General features: G+C 60.1%; 15 protein-coding genes and 1 pseudogene. 13 read left to right on the forward strand and 3 right to left on the reverse strand.

Features of this window, described 5'->3' with window-relative positions; genetic code table 11:
- Positions 1-112 precede the first annotated feature (112 nt).
- The 4 genes and pseudogenes from LOY55_RS05215 (at position 113) to LOY55_RS05230 (ending at position 3,368) form a co-directional block, all read left to right on the forward strand.
- Positions 113-667: a hypothetical protein gene (locus LOY55_RS05215; protein ID WP_046029125.1), complete on the forward strand. Its 555-nt coding sequence runs from the start codon at positions 113-115 to the stop codon at positions 665-667.
- Positions 668-703: 36 nt separating this feature from the next.
- Positions 704-1,981: a flavohemoglobin expression-modulating QEGLA motif protein gene (locus tag LOY55_RS05220; RefSeq protein ID WP_223523828.1), complete on the forward strand. Its 1,278-nt coding sequence runs from the start codon at positions 704-706 to the stop codon at positions 1,979-1,981.
- 147 nt (positions 1,982-2,128) lie between these two features.
- Positions 2,129-3,042 (forward strand): annotated as a pseudogene (locus LOY55_RS05225) (alpha/beta hydrolase).
- Complete coding sequence (locus tag LOY55_RS05230) at positions 3,039-3,368, forward strand: hypothetical protein (protein ID WP_046029133.1); 330 nt, start codon at positions 3,039-3,041, stop codon at positions 3,366-3,368. The pseudogene LOY55_RS05225 and the gene LOY55_RS05230 overlap by 4 nt, the downstream one beginning before the upstream one ends.
- Positions 3,369-3,437: 69 nt before the next feature.
- On the opposite strand, the gene LOY55_RS05235 is transcribed toward LOY55_RS05230, so the two are convergent.
- Positions 3,438-3,782, reverse strand: a complete 345-nt coding sequence (locus tag LOY55_RS05235) for a hypothetical protein (protein ID WP_034150733.1) — start codon at positions 3,780-3,782, stop codon at positions 3,438-3,440.
- A gap of 212 nt (positions 3,783-3,994) precedes the next feature.
- On the opposite strand from LOY55_RS05235, the gene ppc reads away from it, so the two are divergent.
- The 6 genes from ppc (at position 3,995) to LOY55_RS05265 (ending at position 10,601) form a co-directional block, all read left to right on the forward strand.
- Entirely contained in the window at positions 3,995-6,625 is a 2,631-nt protein-coding gene (gene ppc / locus LOY55_RS05240) for a phosphoenolpyruvate carboxylase (RefSeq protein WP_223523834.1), read from the forward strand.
- A gap of 288 nt (positions 6,626-6,913) precedes the next feature.
- On the forward strand, positions 6,914-7,561 hold the full coding sequence (gene adk / locus LOY55_RS05245; RefSeq protein WP_046029141.1) for an adenylate kinase: 648 nt from the start codon (positions 6,914-6,916) through the stop codon (positions 7,559-7,561).
- Between the two features lie 86 nt (positions 7,562-7,647).
- Positions 7,648-8,322: a tRNA (adenosine(37)-N6)-threonylcarbamoyltransferase complex dimerization subunit type 1 TsaB gene (gene tsaB / locus LOY55_RS05250; protein ID WP_046029144.1), complete on the forward strand. Its 675-nt coding sequence runs from the start codon at positions 7,648-7,650 to the stop codon at positions 8,320-8,322.
- Between the two features lie 258 nt (positions 8,323-8,580).
- Positions 8,581-8,886 (forward strand): hypothetical protein, encoded by a 306-nt coding sequence (locus LOY55_RS05255; RefSeq protein ID WP_046029145.1) that lies wholly within the window; start codon positions 8,581-8,583, stop codon positions 8,884-8,886.
- On the forward strand, positions 8,886-9,746 hold the full coding sequence (locus LOY55_RS05260) for a DUF72 domain-containing protein (protein ID WP_046029146.1): 861 nt from the start codon (positions 8,886-8,888) through the stop codon (positions 9,744-9,746). The genes LOY55_RS05255 and LOY55_RS05260 overlap by 1 nt, the downstream gene beginning before the upstream one ends.
- 33 nt (positions 9,747-9,779) lie before the next feature.
- Entirely contained in the window at positions 9,780-10,601 is an 822-nt protein-coding gene (locus LOY55_RS05265) for an isocitrate lyase/phosphoenolpyruvate mutase family protein (RefSeq protein ID WP_046029147.1), read from the forward strand.
- Between the two features lie 34 nt (positions 10,602-10,635).
- Here LOY55_RS05265 and LOY55_RS05270 read toward each other — a convergent pair whose 3' ends face one another.
- On the reverse strand, positions 10,636-11,256 hold the full coding sequence (locus tag LOY55_RS05270) for a hypothetical protein (protein WP_046029148.1): 621 nt from the start codon (positions 11,254-11,256) through the stop codon (positions 10,636-10,638).
- A gap of 93 nt (positions 11,257-11,349) precedes the next feature.
- Here LOY55_RS05270 and LOY55_RS05275 point away from each other — a divergent pair, with 93 nt between their 5' ends.
- Positions 11,350-12,132 (forward strand): class I SAM-dependent methyltransferase, encoded by a 783-nt coding sequence (locus LOY55_RS05275; protein WP_046029149.1) that lies wholly within the window; start codon positions 11,350-11,352, stop codon positions 12,130-12,132.
- Positions 12,133-12,247: 115 nt separating this feature from the next.
- Here the strand turns inward: LOY55_RS05275 and LOY55_RS05280 are convergent, their stop codons facing one another.
- Positions 12,248-12,892 (reverse strand): TetR/AcrR family transcriptional regulator, encoded by a 645-nt coding sequence (locus tag LOY55_RS05280; RefSeq protein ID WP_223523837.1) that lies wholly within the window; start codon positions 12,890-12,892, stop codon positions 12,248-12,250.
- A gap of 93 nt (positions 12,893-12,985) precedes the next feature.
- On the opposite strand from LOY55_RS05280, the gene LOY55_RS05285 reads away from it, so the two are divergent.
- Both LOY55_RS05285 and LOY55_RS05290 read left to right on the forward strand, forming a co-directional pair.
- Complete coding sequence (locus LOY55_RS05285; RefSeq protein WP_046029154.1) at positions 12,986-14,086, forward strand: efflux RND transporter periplasmic adaptor subunit; 1,101 nt, start codon at positions 12,986-12,988, stop codon at positions 14,084-14,086.
- Positions 14,087-14,092: 6 nt separating this feature from the next.
- Positions 14,093-17,158, forward strand: coding sequence for an efflux RND transporter permease subunit (locus LOY55_RS05290; protein WP_223523839.1), 3,066 nt, complete (start codon positions 14,093-14,095; stop codon positions 17,156-17,158).
- Positions 17,159-17,169 lie beyond the last annotated feature (11 nt).

The following is a 17,169-nucleotide window of genomic DNA, read 5'->3' on the forward strand; positions in this document are numbered from 1 at the left end:
CGGCCTGACATTCAACATCTCTGTTGGCTGACACACCGCTATCGCGAGCAAGCTCGCTCCCACAGGGGCAGGTGTTCAGTTCAGGGCTGCGTGTGTTCATAGGGAGTGTTGAATGAAAGCCTGGCGTGGCGTAGTGATCGCCTTGTCGTTGTTGCTGCTCAGTGGCTGTCTGGTGACCTTCAAGGAGCCTCTGCCCGCAAGCGACCCCGCGCCCAAAGGTTTACTCGGCAAATGGACCAGCACCAACGCCTGGGGCGAACCGATGAACCTTGAGTTGACGCGCATCGGCGACAATCGCTATCAGGCGGTCAGTTACTTCAAGGCAACCCCCGGCGAACGTGAAGCCTATCCCTTCACCGTCTCGCGCCATGGCAGCCGCTGGTACTTGTCGGCGAAGGTGCCGGCCAAATTCGGCGGGCATTTCACCATTGCCGGTTTCGAGCTCACTGAACAACATGAACTGGTGGTCTACAACCTCGACCTCGAGCAGATCAACCAGGCCCTCGGACAAAAAGTCTTGAGTGGCGAAGACTTCCAGACCGATGACGGCGACGGCGTATTGGTCAACAACTCGATGGATCAGGTGTTTACTTACCTCGACGATCCGGCCAATTCCGATGTCTTCGTCGAAGCGGTGCGCTATCAGCGCATGGCCAAACGCAAATAAACCCAGTACATAACGGCTTTTCTACAGGAGTTTCGGGTGGACGATTACCAGCAGACGATACGCATTTTGTCCGATCGCATTGTGCTGGCGCAGACGCCGATTCGGGTCCTTGATGCGGTCAAGTGGGACGACACTATCCGTCAGAAATTTCTCAAGGCCAAGGGCAAGGAATTGCCTGCCGTGGACCGTGACTATTACCTGAATCGGCCGCTGGCGTTCGATTCCAGCCAGGTGAAACTGGAGTTCCAGAACATCGAGCGCGACATCACCCGCCAGCTCGGCCAGTTCAATCCGGTCGGCCAGATCATGCGTCGCATGTGCAAGGAATACCGCATGGTGGTGCGCATGCTCGAAGCGCGCGGCACCGAGGATTTCGGGCTGATTTCCCAGGAGCTGTATGGCGCCGCGTCCGATGCGTTTCACGCTGGCGACCCGACCTTGTCCGACCTGGGCCTGATGCTCTCCGATTACCTGAACAATATTGATGGCCGTGGCGATCTCAAGGATGAACCGAAGACGTTGACCGCCAAGGACGCTGTCGCGATGCTGCAGCATCGTTTGAACAAGGTGTTTGGCGAGGCCGAGGAAACCATTCGGGTGTTTGAGTCCGACGGCATCGTCGCCGATGCGGCAGCGGGGGCCGACTACATCAAGATCCGCACCGACGCGATGTTCAACGACCGCGACGTGCGAGCCCTGGAGGTTCACGAAGGGCTGGTGCACGTAGGCACCACGCTCAATGGTCTGAACCAGCCGATCTGCACTTTTCTGGCCAAGGGCCCGCCGTCCTCGACGGTGACGCAGGAAGGCCTGGCGATCCTGATGGAAATCATCACCTTCGCGTCCTACCCGAGTCGCCTGCGCAAACTGACCAACCGCACCCGCGCCATTCACATGGTGGAGGAGGGCGCGGACTTCCTGCAGGTGTTCGAGTTTTTCCGTGAGCAAGGGTTTGAAATGCCCGAGAGCTACAGCAACACCAGTCGCGTTTTCCGTGGCTCGGTGCCGACAGGTCTGCCATTTACCAAAGACTTGTCCTACCTCAAGGGCTTCATCATGATTTACAACTACATTCAGTTGGCGGTGCGCAAAGGCAAGCTGGAGCAGATACCGCTACTGTTTTGCGGCAAGACCACGCTGGAAGACATGCGCACCTTGCGCCAGTTGGTCGATGAAGGATTGGTGGTGCCACCCAAGTACTTGCCCGAACAGTTCCGCGACCTGAACGCGCTGTCAGCGTGGATGTGCTTCTCCAACTTCCTCAACCACCTGAGCCTGGACCGGATCGAGGCGGATTACTCCAACATCCTGTGAACCATGAGATCCCCTGTAGGAGCCGAGCTTGCTCGCGATGGCGCAATTACATTCAACCTGTGTATCGCCTGACATACCGCTATCGCGAGCAAGCTCGGCTCCTACAGACCCAGTGTTTCAACCCTTATTCTCGCGAGGTTTCAACGGATGAGATTCCTCGGCATTGTTTGTCTGCTTCTGACCTTGAGCGGTTGCAGTTCGCTGCTGTTCTACCCTGAGCCCGGGCAGTTGTTCACCCCGGAAAAAGCTGATCTCGAGTACCGCGATGTCACCCTGGTCACCGCCGACGGCGTCAAGCTGAATGCCTGGTGGCTGCCGGCGAAAAAGGGTGTCAAGGTCAAAGGTACTGTCCTGCATTTACACGGCAACGGTGGCAACCTGCCGATGCATCTGGGGGGAGCTGGTGGTTGCCCAAGGAAGGCTATCAAGTGCTGCTGATCGACTATCGCGGCTATGGTTTATCCGAAGGGAAGCCGAGCCTGCCGGCACTCTATCTGGACATAGACGCGGCGTTCAAATGGCTCGATCAGGCACCCGAGGTCAAAGGCAAACCATTGATCCTGCTCGGTCAAAGCCTCGGTGGCTCGATGGCCGTGCACTACCTTGTTCACCACCCTGAGCGCCAGAAGCAACTCAAGGCGCTGGTCCTTGACGGTGCGCCCGCCAGCTATCGAAGTGTTGGCCAGTTTGCCCTGAGTACCTCATGGTTGACCTGGCCAGTCCAGGTGCCGTTGTCGTGGCTGGTGCCGGACGGCGACAGCGCGATCAACTCGATGCCACAGCTCAACGGCGTACCGAAACTGCTCTACCACAGCATCGACGATCCGATCGTGCCCCTTTCCAACGGCATCCGTCTGTATCAAGCTGCGCCGCCGCCACGGGTGCTGCAACTGACCCGAGGGGGGCATGTGCAGACGTTCGCCGACCCGGTCTGGCGAACCGTCATGTTGCGTTATCTCGACGATCCGCAGCATTTCAACGGCCTGCGCCGCCTGGGTGAAATCCCCAATTACCCGGCGCCCAAACATTCTGAAGATGAACCACCAGAGAGTCCGCAATGAGTGAAGAACGTAACGCCATCCCGCTGATCATCACCGGTATCTGCAGCATCCTCGGCACTGTCGGTGCCCTGTGGTGGTACGGCTACCTGCATTTCGCCAAGCCTGAGGATGCGTTGCTGCTCAACGAATTCACGATGCTTAAAACCATTCCGGGCGAAGACTACAAAGTCTCGCTGGAACCGGCGGCCCAGGTCGCGCAATGCGTCGACGGCGTGCTGGTATTGTTCGACACCGAGCAAAAAGGCCTGACCGGTGTGCTGATCGACAGCAAGAAAAAAGCCGTGCGCTGCATGGGCCAGGAAACCCCGCAGAAACTGGAACAGTAACCGGGATTTGTCATCACCCAAGATCCAGTGTGGGAGCACGTTCGCTCCCACCGTTTCATCGCGGCTGGATCAGTGTTTTTGCTTGTCGTTACCAGCCGACAAATCGTGCAGATGACGACGGGACAACGCGAGAAAACGCGGCGTCGGACCGACGTCTTCGTACAGCGGGTCACCTTCTTCATCGGTGGCCACAACCGTCGAGCCCTTCACGTACGGAAAGCTTTTTTCGAGCTCTTCCAGAGCGGCGCCGATCAACTCGCCCAGCAGTTCTTCGGGTTGGCGTTTGGGGTACATCTCGGTGATCGCCGCCAGCCGTGCGGCGGCCTCCACGTCCAGATGAATCGTGTAGCCCGTCTCGGTCAGGCGACCCTTGGCGTTTTCTTCCCAATGCTGGGCAAGCTCGCGAATTTTCATAGTGACCTCAATGCGTTCCTGCTCGTGGCAGGCCGTTTCAGAGTCCGGCAGTGGCCGGCGAAAGCCGTTGTGCGGCTTCCTCTTCAGACTAGCTTCTGCGCCGTGAGTTTAAAGTCCCTTCGTCGTTTGCTTGTAAGAACGGCTTTACGGCGGCACTCTTGGGCAAAGCATGATGTTCATGGCCGCCCGGATTTTTTGCTGGAGAACTGCTGATGACCGATATTGATGCACGCTTGCGCGAAGACGTTCACCTGTTGGGTGAGCTGCTGGGCAACACCATTCGTGAACAGTACGGGGACGGCTTTCTCGACAAGATCGAGCAGATCCGCAAGGGCGCCAAGGCCGACCGTCGCGGTTCGGTGGACGCCGAACTGAGCGCCAGCCTCAACCAATTGAGCGAAGACGAATTGCTGCCGGTGGCGCGGGCGTTCAACCAGTTTCTCAACCTGGCCAACATTGCCGAGCAATATCAGCTGATTCACCGCCGCGAAGCGTCGCAACCCGCGCCGTTCGAGGCGCGCGTGCTGCCGGAACTGCTCGCTCGCTTGCGCGCCGAAGGCCACAGTGCCGATTCCCTGGCCCGGCAATTGGGGCGACTGGACATCGAGCTGGTGCTGACCGCGCACCCCACCGAAGTGGCGCGCCGCACACTGATCCAGAAGTACGATGCCATCGCCGCGCAACTGGCCGCACAAGATCACCGCGACCTGACCCCGGCCGAACGCGAACAGATCCACGCGAAACTACAGCGCCTGATCGCCGAAGCCTGGCATACCGAAGAAATCCGCCGCACCCGCCCGACGCCGGTAGACGAAGCCAAGTGGGGCTTCGCGGTGATCGAACATTCGCTGTGGCAGGCGATCCCCAATTACCTGCGCAAGGCCGATAAAGCCCTGTATGACGCTACCGGCCTGCGCTTGCCGCTACAGGCCGCGCCGATTCGCTTCGCCTCGTGGATGGGCGGCGACCGCGATGGCAACCCCAACGTGACCGCGACCGTCACCCGTGAAGTGTTGTTGCTGGCGCGCTGGATGGCGGCCGATTTGTATGTGCGTGATGTCGATCAACTGGCGGCCGAGCTGTCGATGCAACAAGCCAGCGAGGCGTTGAAAGCCAAGGCCGGGGACAGCGCCGAGCCGTATCGCGCCGTGCTCAAACAGCTGCGTGAACGCTTGCGTGCGACGCGCAACTGGGCGCATGCGTCGTTGACGACCGCCACCCCCGCACCGCCCGATGTACTGCAAAACAACCGCGAACTGCTGGATCCGCTGGAGCTGTGCTACCACTCGCTGCATGAGTGCGGCATGGGGGTGATCGCCGATGGCCCGTTGCTCGATTGCCTGCGCCGGGCGGTGACGTTCGGCCTGTTTCTGGTGCGCCTCGATGTGCGTCAGGATTCGTCGCGGCACACCTCGGCCATGACCGAAATCACCGATTACCTGGGCCTGGGTCGCTACGAAGACTGGAGCGAGGATGTGCGCATCGAGTTTCTGATGCGTGAACTGAATAATCGTCGGCCATTGCTGCCGGCGTACTTCAAACCGTCGGCCGACACCGCCGAAGTGCTGGCGACCTGCAGGGAAGTGGCCGCCGCCCCCGGTGCATCGCTCGGTTCGTACGTGATTTCCATGGCCGGCGCCGCGTCCGACGTGCTCGCCGTGCAACTGCTGCTCAAAGAGGCCGGCGTACTGCGGCCGATGCGCGTGGTGCCGTTGTTCGAAACCCTGGCCGACCTTGATAACGCTGGTCCGGTGATCGAAAAACTGTTGCTGCTGCCGGGCTATCGCGCGCGCTTGCAAGGCCCGCAAGAAGTGATGATCGGTTACTCCGACTCGGCCAAGGATGCCGGCACGACCGCTGCGGCATGGGCGCAGTACCGGGCGCAGGAGCGTCTGGTCGACATCTGCCGTGAACAGCAAGTGGAATTGTTGTTGTTCCATGGTCGCGGCGGCACCGTGGGGCGTGGTGGCGGTCCGGCGCATGCGGCGATTCTGTCGCAGCCACCGGGGTCGGTCGCGGGGCGTTTCCGCACCACCGAGCAAGGGGAAATGATTCGATTCAAATTCGGCCTGCCGGACATCGCCGAGCAAAACCTCAATCTGTACCTGGCGGCGGTGCTGGAAGCGACCCTGCTGCCACCGCCGCCACCTGAGCCGGCATGGCGTCATTTGATGGACGAACTGGCCGACGATGGCGTCAAGGCGTACCGCGCTGTGGTGCGGGAGAACCCGCAATTCGTCGAGTATTTCCGCCAGTCGACCCCTGAACAGGAACTGGGACGTTTGCCGTTGGGCAGCCGCCCGGCCAAACGCCGCGCCGGCGGGATCGAAAGCCTGCGCGCCATTCCGTGGATTTTCGGCTGGACCCAGACCCGCCTGATGTTACCGGCCTGGTTGGGTTGGGAAGCGGCATTGAGCAAGGCGCTGGAGCGCGGTGAAGGCGAGTTGTTAGGGCAGATGCGTGAGCAATGGCCGTTCTTCCGCACCCGCATCGACATGCTGGAAATGGTCCTGGCCAAAGCGGACGCTGACATCGCCCGATCCTACGATGAACGCCTGGTCGAGCCGGATTTGCTTCCTTTAGGTGTGCATTTACGCGACCTATTGTCGCAGGCCTGCGCAGTGGTGCTGGGGTTGACCGGTCAGTCGCAGCTGCTGGCACATAGCCCAGACACCCTTGAATTCATCCGGTTACGCAACACTTACCTCGACCCGCTTCATCTATTGCAGGCGGAGTTGCTGGCACGTTCGCGGCAACAGGACGTGGCGCAGGGCAGCCCTGTAGAACAGGCGCTGCTGGTGTCTGTGGCGGGGATTGCCGCCGGTTTGCGAAATACCGGCTAAGGTTTTTGCCGTGGGGCGAGGCACTCGGCGCAGGCGTCGGGTGCCTGTCGGTGAAGGTGTTGAAAGGTCGGTCAGGCGACAGTTAATGATGGGGTTGCGACTTGGAGCACTTCATCGAAGGGGCATGACAGGCGCCGGTTTCTCCGACTTTCGGCGGCTTGTGTGGGCAGGAACTGCTGTGTATCTTGAGCAGCCTTTGGCCGTTTGGGCGGCCACGACCCTATTTTTGAGATTGGCCCCACGAGGCGAATCTGACGATATCCATATAAAAAATTGAGGAGCACATCGATGCGCGTCATTCTGCTGGGAGCTCCCGGGGCCGGTAAAGGTACTCAGGCACAGTTCATCACCGAGAAATTCGGCATTCCGCAAATCTCCACTGGCGACATGTTGCGTGCAGCCGTCAAGGCCGGCACTGAGCTGGGCCTCAAGGCCAAGGGCATCATGGATGCTGGCGGTCTGGTCTCCGATGACCTGATCATCGCACTGGTCAAGGACCGTATCGCTCAAGCCGACTGCGCCAAGGGTTTCCTGTTCGACGGTTTCCCGCGCACCATTCCTCAGGCTGAAGCGTTGGTAACCGCTGGCGTCGAACTGGATGCCGTGGTCGAAATCGCCGTCGAAGACGAAGAAATCGTCCAGCGCATCGCCGGTCGCCGCGTTCACGAAGCCAGCGGCCGCGTGTACCACATCGTCTACAACCCGCCAAAAATTGCCGGCAAGGACGACATCACCGGTGAAGAGCTGGTGCAGCGCAAGGACGACACCGAAGAAACCGTGCGTCATCGCCTGTCGGTCTACCACTCCCAGACCAAGCCGCTGGTAGCGTTCTACCAGAATCTGTCCGCTGCCAATGGCAAGCCGAAGTACAGCCACATCCCTGGCGTCGGTTCGGTTGAAGCGATCACGGCCAAGGTGCTTGAAGCACTGAGCTGATAACCGCTTCATCTTCTACGGCCCGCTTGCGGGCCGTAGTTGTTTATACTGGCGAACTTTTTCTGAATTCTCTTACGGATACATCGATGAGCACCTTGCTGGCCCTGGACACCGCGACCGAAGCTTGCTCCGTTGCCTTGCTGCATGACGGCAAAGTCACGAGCCATTACGAGGTGATTCCGCGCCTGCATGCCCAGAAGCTGTTGCCGATGATCCAGCAATTGCTCGCCGACGCCGGGACCACCTTGCAAGCCGTCGACGCTATCGCATTTGGTCGCGGGCCCGGCGCCTTTACGGGTGTGCGAATCGCCATCGGCGTGGTCCAGGGCCTGGCGTTTGCGCTGGATCGCCCGGTGTTGCCGGTGTCGAACCTGGCCGTACTGGCGCAACGCGCCTATCGCGAACACGGTGTGAGCCAGGTCGCCGCGGCAATCGACGCGCGGATGGATGAAGTGTACTGGGGCTGCTATCGCGAAACGGCCGGGGAAATGCGCCTGGCGGGCAATGAAGCCGTGTTGCCACCCGAAGCGGCGGCGTTGCCGGCGGATGCCAGCGGTGAGTGGTTCGGTGCCGGCACGGGTTGGGGTTATGCCGAGCGCATTGCCGTGAACCTGACCGGGCAGGACGCGGGCATGCTGCCGCATGCCGAAGACCTGCTGACACTGGCGCGGTTTGCCTGGGAGCGCGGCGAGGCGATTGTCGCGGATCAGGCTCAGCCGGTTTACCTGCGCGACAAAGTGGCGACGCCCAAAGCGCGCTGATTTCCGGCACCGAGTGGGTGCCATCGCGGGCAAGCCACGCTCCCACAGTTTTGAGCCAACCGCAGATTTTGTGAACCACACAAATCCTGTGGGAGCGTGGCTTGCCCGCGATGGCGATCTACCCAGCGCAGCCAATCGTCGATTTATACCTCCCGCTTTTAAACCTTTTCCGTTTTCTGTGTTCTAGTTATCACTCGGCGGTTTGCGAAGTGGGAAATGCGCCACTAAACTGCCATCACTGATACCGGACATGTACTCATGCGTATAGACGGCGTTTCCTCTCAGTCCTACCCCATCAAGCGCAAGGCTCGCAAAGGCCCTGTGGCGGAAGACGATTACGTTGATATCGACGGCGAGCTGGAAATTCCATCCGAAGAGCAAATGGCTGCCCGTGCCGCCAAAGCCTCTGCGCAACGCCTGAGCAATCTCCCGGCTCGCCAACAAGACATGATCTACCACCGCGCCATGAGCAAAAGCGTTGCTACGGCACTCGCCAGCTACCTGAGCACGGCCACTTTTGTCGATTGGGATACGGATGTGCTGGGCCTCGACCTGTACATCTGATGGGGCAGCCTTACTACCTCGGCTGCCCGTCCTGGAGCGAAAACGCCTGGCGCGATTACCTCTATCCGCCAGACGCCAAACCTGCTGAATTTCTAAATTTCTATACCCAAGTATTCAATGCCGTAGAAGGCAATACGACCTTCTACGCGAGCCCGGCTGCCTCGACTGTGCAGCGTTGGGCCGAGGTCATGCCCGAACACTTTCGTTTTACCGCCAAGTTCCCCGGTGACATCAGCCATGGTGGTGACCTGCGCGAACAACTGACCGCCGCCGAAACTTTCGTGAAGTTGCTCAGCCCTTTGGGCGCGCGGGTTTCGCCGTTGTGGCTGCAATTGTCGAAAAGCTTCACGCCGCAACGGTTGCCGGAACTGGCCGCTTTCATTGATGGGCTGGAGCGACCTCTGGCCGTCGAGGTGCGCCATGACGCGTTCTTCGCCAAAGGCGATGCCGAGCGAATGCTCAATCGATTGTTGATGGATCGCGGTGTCGAGCGCATCTGCCTCGATCCGCGAGCGCTGTTCAGTTGTGTGTCGACCGATCCGTCGGTGCTCCACGCCCAATCGAAAAAGCCCAAAGTGCCGCCACGTCCGGCGGCGTTCACACAATTCCCGCAAGTGCGCTTCATCGGCCATCCGCAGCTGGAAGCCAACGATCCGTTCCTGGTGCCGTGGGTCGAGAAAATCGCCGCGTGGATCGAAGAGGGCCGTACGCCGTACATCTTCCTGCACACCGCAGACAACCTGCTGGCCGCCAAGCTGGCGCAACGTTTTCACGCACAACTGATGCTGCGTTTGCCTGGCCTGCCGCCGCTGCCTGAGCTATACAGAGAACCCGCAGTGGAGCAACTTGGCTTGCTCTGAGGCGGTTTTTTCCCCTTTTCAGGAGCCTGCCCAATGGATGCGCAAACCCTTCGAGCCCAGGCGTTCAAAGCACTGCACGAACGCGCCGGGGCTTTTGTCATTCCCAACCCGTGGGACGCCGGCTCGGCGAAAATGCTCGCCAGTCTCGGCTTCGAGGCGCTGGCCACCACCAGTGCCGGTTATGCCTTTTCCAATGCGCGCCCCGATGGCGCAATGGCTCTGGACGATACGCTGGCAAATGTCCGCGCGATTGTCGCAGCGACGAATCTGCCCGTGGCGGTGGATCTGGAAAATGGCTTTGCCGATGACCCCGTCGAATGCGCCAAGAGCATTCTGCGCGCGGCTGAGGCCGGTGCGGTCGGCGGTTCTATCGAAGATGCCACGGGCCGTGAAGCGGCGCCGATCTACTGTTTCGAACATGCGGTGGCGCGCGTTGAAGCCGCCGTGGCCGCGGCGCGCAGCCTGCCTTTCCCCTTCATGCTGACCGCGCGTGCCGAGAACTTCCTGCACGGCAATCCCGATCTCGCCGACACCATCCGCCGCTTGCAGGCGTTCGCCGAGGCGGGGGCCGACGTGCTCTACGCACCGGGACTGCGCAGTGCCGAAGACGTCTTGGCGGTGGTTCGTGCCGTGGCGCCCAAACCGGTCAATGTGTTGATGTCTGGCGGGCTCAAGTTGACGGTCGAGCAGTTGAGCGAGATGGGCGTCAAACGTATCAGCGTCGGTTCGGCGCTGGCGTTGGCAGCGTATGGCGAGTTTTTCCGTGCGGCCGAAGAGATCAAAACATCGGGCACCTTCGGGTTTACCTCGCGATCCATGCCGTACGCGAAGGCCAATCAACTGTTCAAAGGCTGACGATGGGGTGTCGCTGAGGGCCTGTTATTGAAGGTCAGGCGGCGATGCGCAGGTTTTGCAGAACGATCGGGCGAGCCCAACCGTTATCGAAATCGAACTGTTTCTGTTGTTCCACCAGCTCTTCGGGGGAGAACGGCGGGAACGGTTTGTCGAGCAGGTCCATTTCGAATTCGGCGATCGGCAGGTGCAGCGGGCGCGGTTGTGGCGCCGGGCCAGCTTGCGGTACAGGTTGACCGGCGGTGAGCACGATTGGACGGACCCAGCCGCTTTCGAAGTCCTGCTGTTTTTGCTGAGCGACGATTTCTTCCGGCGGGAAGGGTGGGGCCGGTTTGTCGGCCAGGTCCATTTCGAACTCGGCAATCGGCAAGAACAGCGGCTCTGGCGGGCGAACCACGGTTTCTGTCACGTTGCATTCACGCTGCGAGACGATGTGCGCCAACAACTCGCTGCCCACCGTGGGTTCGACCGGGCTTTCCAGATCAACCGGTGGAAATTTGAGCGATTCAGGAACCCCGTCACCCGGCTGATCGGCCATCGCCCGGGCAAAAAAATCTTGCCACAGGTGACTGACACCGCCCAACGCCTGGGTGTTTCGCAGGTTGTAATCGCCGTAGGGCGAGATAAAACCTGTGATTGTGGGTTGAAAGTCTGACATTTCTCTCGGTCGACGCTCAGCTCTGGCAAAATGCCCGTTAGTTTTGTTATCGGCCGTTTTTGCCGATCATTAATTTTTTGAGCGTGTTTTCCGATGATTGATCAACCGGCGGTTTGCCGCATCCATGTCGAGGCCTTGGGCACGACCTTTCAGCCACAAGCCGAGCAATGGGCCGAGCGCCTGGGCTTACCGCTGCAAGTGGATGATGGCGAGTTTGCCTTGCAGGTCGGCGAGCAGGGTTTGCAGTTGCAACAGCTTGGGGCGGATGCGCCGGGCCCGGTGCGGGTGGACTTCGTCGAAGGCGGGGCGGCTCATCGCCGGTTGTTCGGTGGCGGCACGGGGCAGATGATCGCCAAGGCCGTTGGCATCGCGCAGGGCGTGCGTCCCCGCGTGCTGGATGCCACGGCGGGGCTGGGCAAGGATGCGTTCGTGCTGGCGAGCCTGGGCTGCGAGATGAGTCTGATCGAACGTCAGCCGCTGATCGGGGCCTTGCTTGAGGATGGCCTGGCGCGCGGAGCGGAAGATTTCGACGTGGCGCCCATCGTGGCGCGGATGCATTTGCTCAAGGGCAATTCCATTGAGGTGATGCGCAATTGGGAGGGCGAGCCGCCGCAGGTGATCTACCTCGACCCGATGTTTCCGCACCGTGAGAAAACCGCGTTGGTGAAAAAGGAAATGCGTCTGTTCCGGCCGTTGGTGGGCGATGACCCGGATGCGCCAGCACTACTGGAAGCCGCGCTAGCGCTGGCCAGTCATCGGGTGGTGGTCAAGCGGCCGCGCAAGGCGCCCTGCATTGCCGGGCCGAAACCGAGTCATGCGTTGGACGGTAAATCCAGCCGGTATGACATTTATCCGAAGAAGGCGCTCAAGCCTTAAAACCGAGTCGCCTTCGCGAGCAGGCTTACTCCTACAGGGGATTTACGGTGTTGCATAGATCCAGTGTAGGAGTGAGCCTGCTCGCGAAGGCGCCAGACCAGACCCCCGATTTCTATCAGGCTGGCTCGGGTCGATAAGCCCGCATAAATAACCCCACCACTTCCTGCACGTGCTCCTCGGCCGCGTCCCCGACTACAGGTTCGCCGCAGCCATACAGCAACCGAAAATTCCCCGCGCCCTTGAGCAGGCAGAAAAAGTGCTCGGCCGCATTGCGCGGTTTATCGATGCTCAACACACCACTTTGATCAATCTTGGCCAGCAACCGCTCCATGCCATGCAGCATGCGTTGCGGCCCGGCTTCGAAGAAGATCTGCGCGAGTTTCGGGTCCTGGCTGCCCAGGTTCATCATCAATCGGTGCAGGTTCACCGATTCATCACTGTTGATCAGTTGATGGAAACCGCGTGCGATGTTCAGCAGTATCGTTTCTACCGCAACGCCGTCCGGCAGTTCAAAAAACAGCGTTGGTAGCTGCTCCTCGCATTTGGCGACAACGGCGGTGGAGAACAGCGTCTCCTTGTCGTTGAAGTGGCTGTACACGGTCAGCTTTGACACACCGGCCTCAGCTGCGACGGCATCCATGCTGGTGTTGGCATAGCCCTTGGTCAGAAACAGTGTTTTCGCCGCATCGAGAATGGCCTGGCGCTTGGCCAAATCCTTGGGTCTGCCTGGGCCATTGGGTGCTGAAAGATTGTTCGGCATATTCGCTTTTATTACTGGACTGGTGAGTTTGCTATTAATAACATACTCGTCAGTATAATTATTCCAAGCACCATTAGCGAAAGGTCCTTCACCATGTTCCGCTATGCCTTGCCCCTCGCGTTGCCAGTGTCCCTGGCTTTTTTTCTGTCTGCGTGTGGTCACGAAGAGGCGCCTCAAGTCAGCGTGCGCCCGGCCATGGTGGTTCAGCCAGAGCCTTCGGCGCAGGCGATGGAAAGCTATCCCGGTGAAGTACGGGCTCGTTATGAGCCGGACCTGGCGTTCCGCATTGGCGGCAAGGTCAGCCGACGACTGGTCGAGGAAGGGCAGCGCGTCAAGGCCGACCAACCTCTGGCCGAACTCGATCCGCAAGACGTACGCCTGCAACTGGATGCCGCCCGCGCCCAGGTCGCCGCCGCCGAGGCCAATCTGAGCCTGGTACGCGCCGAGCGGGATCGCTACAAGACCCTGATGGATCGTCAGATGGTCAGCCGCTCGCAGTACGACAACGCCGAAAACCTTTACCGATCCGGTGAAGCACGCCTCAACCAAATCAAAGCCGAATTCAACGTCTCGACCAACCAGGCAAGTTACGCGGTGCTGCGCGCGCCTCAGGATGGCGTGGTGGCCAAACGGGCTGTGGAAGTCGGGCAAGTGGTGGCCGCTGGGCAAACCGTGTTCACCATTGCCACCGATGGCGAACGTGAAGTGTTGATCAGCCTGCCGGAACAGAGCTTCGGTCGCTTCAAGGTCGGGCAGCCGGTGTCGGTAGAACTCTGGACTCAGCCCGATCAACGTTTCAGTGGCCGCATTCGTGAGTTGTCACCGGCGGCCGATCCGAAGTCGCGCACCTTTGCCGCGCGCATCGCGTTCACCTCCGGCAAGGTCACCGCTGAACTCGGCCAGAGCGCCCGGGTGTTTATCCAGACTGCTGAAGTGGTGGCGTTGTCGGTGCCTTTGTCGGCCGTCACCGCAGAAAACGGCGCGACGTACGTTTGGGTACTCAACGCCAATAACACCTTGAAAAAAGCCCCGGTGCGGGTCGGTGCGTTCGGCGAGAAAACCGTGCCGGTGCTCGAAGGCCTGAACGCCAGCGACTGGGTCGTGGCCGCCGGTGTTCATGTGCTTCATGACGGGCAGCAAGTGCGCCCGGTGGATCGCTCCAATCGCGTGGTCAATCTGGCGGACAAGGAGTAATCCCCGATGCGCTTCAACCTTTCCGAATGGGCGTTGCGTAATCGCCAGATCGTACTGTTTCTGATGCTTTTGCTGGCAATCGTCGGCGCACTGTCCTACACCAAACTCGGCCAAAGCGAAGACCCGCCTTTTACCTTCAAGGCGATGGTTATACGCACCAATTGGCCGGGGGCCACGGCCGAGGAAGTGTCGCGCCAGGTGACCGAGCGCATTGAGAAGAAGCTGATGGAAACCGGCGAGTACGAGCGCATCGTCTCGTTCTCGCGCCCGGGTGAGTCCCAAGTGACGTTTATCGCTCGCGATTCCATGCACTCGGTCGACATTCCCGAGCTCTGGTATCAGGTCCGCAAGAAGATCAGCGACATCCGTCACACCCTGCCGCCGGGCATTCAGGGGCCTTTTTTCAACGATGAATTCGGCACCACCTTCGGCAATATCTACGCCCTGACGGGCGACGGTTTTGACTATGCGGTGTTGAAGGATTACGCCGACCGTATCCAGATCCAGCTGCAACGGGTCAAGGACGTAGGCAAAGTCGAGTTGCTCGGGCTGCAGGACGAGAAGATCTGGATCGATCTCTCCAACGTCAAACTCGCCACCCTAGGCTTGCCGTTGGCCGCTGTGCAGCAAGCGTTGGAAGAGCAGAACGCAGTGTCGACGGCGGGGTTCTTCGAAACCACCAGTGAGCGCTTGCAGCTACGGGTCTCGGGGAATTTTCAGACAGTCGACGAGATCAAGAACTTCCCTATCCGTGTCGGTGATCGTACGTTCCGCATTTCCGATGTGGCGGACGTTCGCCGTGGCTTCAACGATCCTCCAGCGCCGCGCATGCGCTTCATGGCGGAAAACGCCATCGGTCTGGCCGTCGCGATGAAGGACGGCGGCGACATTCTGGTGCTGGGCAAGGCCCTGGAAGTCGAGTTCGACCGCATCCAGAAAAACCTTCCGGCCGGCATGCAACTGCGCAAAGTATCGGATCAACCTGCCGCGGTGAAAACCGGGGTCGGCGAATTCGTTCAAGTGCTGGTCGAAGCCTTGGCGATTGTGTTGCTGGTGAGCTTTTTCTCACTCGGCGTGCGTACCGGCATGGTGGTGGCGCTGGCGATTCCGCTGGTGTTGGCGATGACTTTTGCTTGCATGTATTACCTGGGGATCGGCCTGCACAAGATTTCCCTTGGTGCGCTGGTGCTGGCGTTGGGTTTGCTGGTGGACGACGCGATCATCGCCGTGGAAATGATGGCGATCAAAATGGAGCAGGGCTTCGACCGCGTCAAAGCGGCCAGTTATGCCTGGACCAGCACCGCATTCCCGATGCTCACCGGTACGCTGATCACCGCCGCCGGGTTCCTGCCGATTGCCACTGCGCAGTCGGGCACCGGCGAATACACCCGCTCGATTTTCCAGGTGGTGACCATTGCGTTGCTGGCCTCGTGGGTGGCCGCTGTGGTGTTCGTGCCGTACCTGGGGGAAAAACTCCTGCCGGATCTGGCGAAAATTCACGCCGCCAAACATGGCACGGGTCAGCCTGACCCTTACGGCACGCCGTTCTATCAGCGGGTCAGACGTCTGGTGGAGTGGTGCGTGCACCGCCGCAAAACGGTGATCGTGCTGACGATCATGATGTTCGTTGCCTCTGTGGTGTTGTTCCGCTTCGTGCCGCAGCAATTCTTCCCGGCGTCGGGTCGACTGGAGCTGATGGTCGATTTGAAACTGGCCGAAGGCGCGTCCCTGAGCAACACCGCCGACGAAGTCAAACGTCTTGAAGGCTTGTTGAACGATCACGCCGGTATCGACAATTACGTGGCTTACGTCGGCACCGGTTCACCGCGTTTTTACCTGCCGCTGGATCAACAACTGCCTGCGGCGAGCTTCGCGCAGTTTGTGGTTCTGGCCAAGACCATTGAGGAGCGTGAGACCCTGCGCACCTGGTTGATCGAAACCCTCAACGAACAATTTCCGGCCCTGCGTTCACGGGTCACGCGTCTTGAGAACGGGCCGCCTGTTGGTTATCCAGTGCAGTTCCGGGTGACCGGTGAGCACATCGAAGAAGTTCGCGCACTGGCCCGTAAAGTGGCGGCCAAGGTTCGCGAGAATCCGCACGTGGTCAACGTGCACCTGGACTGGGAGGAGCCCAGCAAAGTGGTGTACCTGAACGTCGATCAAGACCGCGCCCGAGCGCTTGGCGTGAGCACGGCGAACTTGTCGAAATTCCTGCAAAGTTCACTGACCGGCTCCAGTGTCAGCCAGTACCGCGAAGACAACGAGTTGATCGAGATTCTGCTGCGCGGCACCCTGCACGAGCGCACCGAGCTGTCGTTGCTGCCGAGCCTGGCGGTGCCGACCGACAACGGCCGCAGCGTTGCGCTGTCGCAGATCGCGACGCTGGAATATGGCTTCGAAGAAGGCATCATCTGGCACCGCAATCGCCTGCCTAACGTGACGGTTCGCGCCGACATTTATGGCAAGGAACAACCGGCCACACTGGTGCAGCAGATCATGCCGACGCTTGATCCGATACGCGCCGAATTGCCGGACGGTTACTTGCTGGACGTGGGCGGCACCGTAGAAGACTCTGCCCGCGGACAGAACTCGGTGAAGGCCGGCGTGCCGCTGTTCATCGTCGTGGTGCTGACGTTGCTGATGCTGCAACTGCGCAGTTTCTCACGCACGGTAATGGTGTTTCTGACCGCGCCGTTGGGGCTGATCGGCGTGACGCTGTTCCTGATGGTGTTCCGTCAGCCGTTCGGTTTTGTCGCCATGCTCGGGACCATCGCGTTGTCCGGGATGATCATGCGCAACTCGGTGATTCTGGTCGACCAGATCGAGCAGGACATCGCGGCAGGCCTCAAGCCCTGGCAAGCGATTATCGAGGCGACCGTGCGCCGCTTCCGCCCGATTGTGTTGACCGCGCTCGCGGCGGTGCTGGCCATGATCCCGTTGTCACGCAGTGTATTCTTCGGGCCGATGGCGGTGGCGATCATGGGGGGACTGATCGTGGCGACGGCATTGACGCTGTTGTTCCTGCCGGCGCTGTATGCGGCGTGGTTCAGGGTCAAGAAAGAACCGGTCTGACTTCCTACGTG

It is taken from the genome of Pseudomonas sp. B21-040 (assembly GCF_024748695.1).
Classification (GTDB): Bacteria; Pseudomonadota; Gammaproteobacteria; order Pseudomonadales; family Pseudomonadaceae; genus Aquipseudomonas.

What these genes read in the sequence shown, in the direction of transcription:
- LOY55_RS05280 (WP_223523837.1), bottom strand. Translation starts at nt 12,892, where the DNA reads ATGCCGAACAATCTTTCAGCACCCAATGGCCCAGGCAGACCCAAGGAT.
- tsaB (WP_046029144.1), top strand. Translation starts at nt 7,648, where the DNA reads ATGAGCACCTTGCTGGCCCTGGACACCGCGACCGAAGCTTGCTCCGTT.
- LOY55_RS05255 (WP_046029145.1), top strand. Translation starts at nt 8,581, where the DNA reads ATGCGTATAGACGGCGTTTCCTCTCAGTCCTACCCCATCAAGCGCAAG.
- ppc (WP_223523834.1), top strand. Translation starts at nt 3,995, where the DNA reads ATGACCGATATTGATGCACGCTTGCGCGAAGACGTTCACCTGTTGGGT.
- adk (WP_046029141.1), top strand. Translation starts at nt 6,914, where the DNA reads ATGCGCGTCATTCTGCTGGGAGCTCCCGGGGCCGGTAAAGGTACTCAG.
- LOY55_RS05290 (WP_223523839.1), top strand. Translation starts at nt 14,093, where the DNA reads ATGCGCTTCAACCTTTCCGAATGGGCGTTGCGTAATCGCCAGATCGTA.
- LOY55_RS05215 (WP_046029125.1), top strand. Translation starts at nt 113, where the DNA reads ATGAAAGCCTGGCGTGGCGTAGTGATCGCCTTGTCGTTGTTGCTGCTC.
- LOY55_RS05260 (WP_046029146.1), top strand. Translation starts at nt 8,886, where the DNA reads ATGGGGCAGCCTTACTACCTCGGCTGCCCGTCCTGGAGCGAAAACGCC.
- LOY55_RS05235 (WP_034150733.1), bottom strand. Translation starts at nt 3,782, where the DNA reads ATGAAAATTCGCGAGCTTGCCCAGCATTGGGAAGAAAACGCCAAGGGT.
- LOY55_RS05285 (WP_046029154.1), top strand. Translation starts at nt 12,986, where the DNA reads ATGTTCCGCTATGCCTTGCCCCTCGCGTTGCCAGTGTCCCTGGCTTTT.
- LOY55_RS05265 (WP_046029147.1), top strand. Translation starts at nt 9,780, where the DNA reads ATGGATGCGCAAACCCTTCGAGCCCAGGCGTTCAAAGCACTGCACGAA.
- LOY55_RS05275 (WP_046029149.1), top strand. Translation starts at nt 11,350, where the DNA reads ATGATTGATCAACCGGCGGTTTGCCGCATCCATGTCGAGGCCTTGGGC.
- LOY55_RS05230 (WP_046029133.1), top strand. Translation starts at nt 3,039, where the DNA reads ATGAGTGAAGAACGTAACGCCATCCCGCTGATCATCACCGGTATCTGC.
- LOY55_RS05270 (WP_046029148.1), bottom strand. Translation starts at nt 11,256, where the DNA reads ATGTCAGACTTTCAACCCACAATCACAGGTTTTATCTCGCCCTACGGC.